This is a genomic window from Nocardia farcinica, assembly GCF_029867845.1.
In the GTDB taxonomy this organism is placed as follows: Bacteria; Actinomycetota; Actinomycetes; order Mycobacteriales; family Mycobacteriaceae; genus Nocardia; species Nocardia farcinica_A.
This window is the reverse complement of the sequence record NZ_JARWRU010001173.1, coordinates 1-5401: the sequence shown is the minus strand read 5'-3', so window position 1 is coordinate 5401 and position 5401 is coordinate 1. Positions and strand designations below refer to the sequence as shown.

The following is a 5401-nucleotide window of genomic DNA, read 5'->3' as shown; positions in this document are numbered from 1 at the left end:
CCCCCGGACTCGGTATCGGCACCACCCGGCTGGACGGCATCACCGAGATCTACAACTGCGCCGGGGCCTACCGGTTCGGGATGTCGCGGGAGCAGGCGCGTAAGGCCAATGTCGACAGCGCCCGCGCGATCGTCGAAATGGCCGCCGCGCTACCCGGCCTGGAACGGCTGGTGCACGTATCGGGCTATCGCGTCGCCGAGCGGAACGATGCGGTGGAGTGGAGCGCGGAACACACCCGGCGGGTCTACCGCGACCTCGGGCCGTACGAGGCGTCCAAGGTCGAGGCCGATGCCGTGGTGCGGCGGGAGGCGCGGCGGCGCGGCGTGCGGTGGACGGTGGTGAACCCGTCCACCGTGAGCGGGGTGGCCGCGACCGGCGAATCCGATCAGTATCTCGGCCTGGCGGACAGCTTCCGCCTGCTGTGGCGGGGCGAGATGGCGGCGCGGCCCGGCGATGCCGACACGTTCGTGCCGGTGATCCCGGTCGACTACGTGGCGCGGTTCATGGCGAGGCTGCCCGCCGATCCCGAGACCGCGGACCGCTCCTACTGGGTGCTCGACGACGACACCCCACCGCTGCCGGACCTGCTGCGCGAGGTCGGCGAGCACTACCGGGTTCCGGTGCCGCGAGCGCGCATCCCGGTCGCCGTGGTCCGGCGCTTGCCGCCCGCGCTGACCAAGGCCGACCCGGAGACCGTCGGCTTCCTGTCCGCCGACCGGTACCCGACCGGTCCCGCCGACGAGTTCGCCGCGCGGCACGGGCTGATCAAGCCCGCCACCATGCCCGCCATCCACCGGTGGGCCGATCACCTCGCCGCGCACCGTTTCGGCGCGGCAGGCGACCACGGTCTCGAACGCCGGTTCACCGAGCGCGCAGGCGTGCGCACCTTCCTCCTCGGCCCCGAGGACGCGAAAACCCTCGTGTTGCCGCCGCTTCCGGTGAATGCCGACACCTGGTCCCTGGTCGCCGCCGCCACCACCGACACGGCGGTGGCCGATCTGCCCGGCCTCGGCATGAGCAGCGGCGACCTCGGCGACTGGCCCGGCTGGCTCGACGAACTGCTGCTCGGCAGGCGCCGGATCATCGGCCACTCGATCGGCTCGGCGGCTGCGGTGGAAGCGGCGAGCGGGCGACCCGGCCGCGTCGGGGAACTCGTCCTCGTCGCCCCGTTCTTCCTGCAACCCGCACCTGGTGTCCTGGTGGGCGCGGCGGCGAGCCGCTACCTGCGGCACGTCGGCCCGAAGACATTGTCCCGGCGGCTCACCGGCTCGCCGGCCCACGCCGACGAGGTGGCGACCAGCGTGGCGGACCTCCGCCGTCCCGGGGTGGCCCGGCGCGTCGGCCGCCTGCTCCGCCGTGCCGCCGACCGCGCCTGGCACGCGGACCTGGCCGAACGGCTCGCCGCGTTCCCCGGTTCGGTGCACATCGTGGTCGGATCGCGGGACCCGCTCGCCCCCTCGGCGGCGGACGTGCTGGCCCGGCTCGGTGCCAGGGCACGCGTCGACGTCATCGACGGCGCCGGGCACCATCCGCAGGTGACGCACCCCGATCAGCTCGCGGCGGTGCTGGCGGGATGAGTGGCTCGACGGCGGTCACATGTGGGAGCCGCCGTCGACGCGCACCACCGTGCCGGTGACGAAGAAGGCGTCGGGGGAGCCGAGCATGGCCACGACCGCGGCCACCGCTTCCGGCCCGGCGAAGATCGCGCCGCCGTCGAGCGGGAGGGCGGGCAGGACCTTGCCGAACAGTGAGAAGTCCGCGTCCGAGGGCAGGCCGGGGCCCACGCTCTGCTTGGACTCGCCGCTGCCGTCGGTCATCCCGGAGGAGATCGAACCGGGCTGGACCGAGTTGAAACGGATGCCCTGCTTGGCGAATTCGGAGGCCAGCGCGTGCGTCATGGCCTGCACGCCCGCCTTGGACGCGGCATAGGCCGACATGTACGGGTGGGCGAACGCCGCCGAGGTCGAACTGAAATTCACCACCGCGGGCTGGGCGCCCTCGCGCAACGCCGGGATCGCCTCCCGGATCACCAGGAAGGTGCCGACCAGATTCACCCGGAGCACCTGTTCGAACTCGGCGAGCGTGGTCTGCTCGAAGTGCTGCGAGCGCAGGATGCCCGCCGCGTTGACCAGGGTGTCCAACCCGCCGAGCAGTCGCACGGCCTCGCCCACCCCGGCCCGCACCGATTCCTCCTCGGCGACATCCACCGTGACGGTGTTCAACCGTTCCGCGTGCGCTCCGGCCTTGGCCACGGTGTCCTTCAGCCCCGCGTCGCTGATGTCGGCGGCGACCACCCGGCCGCCCTCCCGCAGGATGCGCAGGACGGTCGCCTGACCGATCCCGGATCCGCCGCCGGTGACGAGGACACGACGGCCGTCATAGCGCTGGAGGTCGGACATGCAAGCTCCTGTTCTCAAAAACCACGGGCCGCCGGCGAACGGTGGCGACGGCCCGGTGGAGCCCGGCAGCCGGGGACACCTGCTGGGCGGGCTCGACGAGCCGAAGCCTAGTTCGACACCTGACGTTCGCGGGCGGAGTTGGTCGCAGGAGGTTCCGGCGCCGGTGTCTCCCGGGATCGGACGGCGGGAAACGCCTGCCCGGCCCCGGCCGCGATGCTGCCCGGTGCCACCACGACGAAGCCGCCGCGGTCGCCGGAATCACGCTCGACCCGGCTCCGGCCCGCGCCGACGACGAGGACGGCGGCCACCGGTGCGAAGGGTCGCGGGCGGGCGTCGATGTGCCTGCCGATGGCCGGGGCGGGGTGAGTTCCCGCCCCGTCCACCGGTCAGAAGCTGAAGGCGTCGCCGTAGCCGGTGGTTTGCAGGGTGCTGCCGGTGGTTTCGACGCGCGCGCTGACGAACGGCATGGCCGAGGCGGGGCCGAGACAGCCGCTGACGTGCAGCGGGGTGGTGGTGTGGGCGAAGGTGAAGGGGAAGGTGGATTCGGCGTCCAGTGCCGCCGCGCCGATGGGCAGGGCCGTCACGGTGCCGGGAGCCAGGCCGACCGCGAGTTCGCCGCCGAGCGCGCCCTCCACGCCGAAGGTCTGCCCGAGCTCGCCGTATCCGCCGAACCCGATCGCGACCTCCGGCGGCGCGTCGAGTGCGAGCCCGAACTCGATGCCCGCCTCACCGCCGATGGTCGGCGAGATCTCGTAGCCCGCGCCGATTTCCGGGACGATGGCGATGCCGATGCCCTCGGACACGTCGACCGCGCAGCCCACCAGGTAGCCCGCCACGATCTCGCCGCCGCGAATCCTGGCCCCCTGCATGTTCACCGAGAAATTGCCCGACACCTTGGCCGCGTGCGCGAACGGCACCCCGAGCGCGGTGTCGCCCGCGAGCAACCAGTGGTTGTCGTCGACCGACGCGACGACCCGCACCCCGCCCGCGTTCACCTCCCCCGGAAACGGTGTCGCCGAACAGACAGCGGTGCCGAACATTCCGGTGGCGGCCAGTGTCAGCGCGGTGAGCGTGGCCGGAAACGCGTGCGTGCGAGTCATCGGGCTCCAGTCGAGTCGGGATCGAACGGAAAAGCTCTCGGATGCGCTCGGCGCGCCTGTGCGCGTGTCGATGAGGCGAGCGCGAACCCCCGACCGGTGCCGAACGCACACCGGTCGTGCTCATCCAGCCACATCGCGCGCGACCGCACCTCACCCGAAACGGGTGAGATCGACCGGGAAAAGGGAGGATCGGGGCGGATCAGGCGGCGCGGGCGAGCAGCCAGTCCGTCACCAGCGGCCAGATCTCCGCGCGCGCAGCCGGATCGACCACCAGGCCGGCGTGGCCGTAATCGCGCGCGAAACCGGTGCCGCGCCCGGCGATCCGAAAGGTGGTGTCCGCACCGGACAGATGGGCGAGGAAACGGCGGCAGCCCTCCGGCGGGTCGGACCGATCGCCCGCGCCCACCAAACCGAGCGCGGGGACGCGGATTCGGGTCAGGCTCGGCAGGAAGCCGCCCGAGCGACGGGTGCCGGTCACCCACGCGCAGGCGTCGGTGAGTGCGGCGGCCGGTTCGTCGTCGCTGCCGAGACCCAGCCGCCTGGCCGGGAAGCGGCCGGTGAGCGTGGCCGCGGCGCGCAGCAGGTGGCTTGCCGGGGGCGTCAGCGCGCGCAGGCCGACCTCGCACTGCGCGGCCAGCAGCACCAGGCCCGCCAGGCGATCGCGGTCGAGCGTCTCGGCCGCGGCTCGCGCGGCCAGCACCCCGCCGAAGGAGTGGCCGATCAGGAAGGCGGGCCGGTCGTCGGATTCGGCGATGTGGCGCTGGAGCGCGGGCAGATCGTGGCGCAGGTGTTCGTCGAGCCCGGTGCGTGCCCGCCCGCCCTCGGTGATGCGGGAGGCGCCGATGCCCCGGCGTTCGACGATCCAGCAGCCGAATCCGCGGGCCGCCAGGTGCGCGGCCAGGCCGACGCCCTTGTCCGAGAGCCAGAATCGGCGGCCGGTGAACAGGCCGGGGATCAGCACCACCGGATTGTGGCTCCCCGGTTGGCCGAGCCGGGTGACGGCGAAGCGTCCGCCGTCTCCGGCGGTGAGCACGGTGGTCGAGATGTCGGTCTGCATACGCACTGCTCCCGTTTCGGAGACTGTCCTCCAAAACGTATTAGAGCATATCCTCTGGTACGTGGGTAGACCGGCGAAACACCGCGAGGACGACTTCATCGACGCCGCCGCAACGCTTTTCGCCGAGGGTGGGGCGCGTGCGGTCACCATGAGCGCGGTAGCGCGGGCGGTGGGCGCGCCGAGTGGGTCGGTCTACCACCGCTTCGCCGACCGCCCCGCGCTGCTCGCCGCCGTGTGGACGACGACACTGCGCGCCTTCCACGCCGGGTACCTCGACGCGCTCGGCCCCGACCCCTCGCCGCGTTCGGTGGCAGCCGCGGGGGAGTGGATCGTGCGGTGGTGCGGGCGCGCGCCCGGGCGGGCGGCGGTGCTGCACGCCGGGGTGCGCGCCTTCGAACCCGACAGCTGGTCCGAGCAGGCGCGGGCCGACCTGGCGGCGATCGAGACAACCCAGCAGCGGATCGTCGCGAGCATCGTCGACAGGCTCGCCGAGACGACCGGGTTGCCCGCGGATCAGCTCGCCTTCGCGGTGATCGACCTGCCGCTCGCCGCCGTGCGCAGGCACCTGCTCGCCGGGCAGGCCCCGCCCGCGAGCACGGGAACTCTCGTCCGTCACCTCACCGAGCGGCTACTCCGGCCCCGGTGAATCGCGGCCCCCGTGAACGCGATCGCAGTGAACGCCGTCGCCGGAGCGCGGGTCAGCGCCGGATGCGCTGGACCACGATCGCCGCGCCGAGACCAAGCCCGCCGGGAATGGCGAGCAGACCGTATTCGCCGTCGGCGCGCGCGGGGGGGGGGGGCGCCGGGGGCCGCCCGCTGGCCCCCGGGGGGGCGCGGGGGGGGGG

6 protein-coding genes are annotated in these 5401 nt (G+C 73.2%); 2 read left to right on the top strand and 4 right to left on the bottom strand.

What is annotated here, in order from left to right; all coding sequences use genetic code 11:
* A partial coding sequence (locus QH283_RS26175) for an alpha/beta fold hydrolase (protein ID WP_280505598.1) occupies window positions 1-1577 on the top strand: 1577 nt, incomplete at its 5' end.
* A 15-nt stretch (window positions 1578-1592) separates the two neighbouring features.
* Here the strand turns inward: QH283_RS26175 and QH283_RS26170 are convergent.
* The 4 genes from QH283_RS26170 to QH283_RS26155 form a co-directional block, all read right to left on the bottom strand.
* Complete coding sequence (locus tag QH283_RS26170; protein ID WP_280505597.1) at window positions 1593-2399, bottom strand: SDR family NAD(P)-dependent oxidoreductase; 807 nt, start codon at window positions 2397-2399, stop codon at window positions 1593-1595.
* Window positions 2400-2506: 107 nt separating this feature from the next.
* The gene (locus tag QH283_RS26165) at window positions 2507-2782 is read right to left on the bottom strand and encodes a hypothetical protein (protein ID WP_280505596.1); all 276 of its coding nucleotides are present in this window, start codon (window positions 2780-2782) and stop codon (window positions 2507-2509) included.
* A gap of 3 nt (window positions 2783-2785) precedes the next feature.
* Window positions 2786-3499: an MspA family porin gene (locus tag QH283_RS26160; RefSeq protein ID WP_280505595.1), complete on the bottom strand. Its 714-nt coding sequence runs from the start codon at window positions 3497-3499 to the stop codon at window positions 2786-2788.
* Between the two features lie 199 nt (window positions 3500-3698).
* Entirely contained in the window at window positions 3699-4556 is an 858-nt protein-coding gene (locus QH283_RS26155; RefSeq protein ID WP_280505594.1) for an alpha/beta fold hydrolase, read from the bottom strand.
* Window positions 4557-4617: 61 nt separating this feature from the next.
* On the opposite strand from QH283_RS26155, the gene QH283_RS26150 reads away from it, so the two are divergent.
* On the top strand, window positions 4618-5202 hold the full coding sequence (locus QH283_RS26150; RefSeq protein WP_280505593.1) for a TetR/AcrR family transcriptional regulator: 585 nt from the start codon (window positions 4618-4620) through the stop codon (window positions 5200-5202).
* Window positions 5203-5401: the final 199 nt, after the last annotated feature.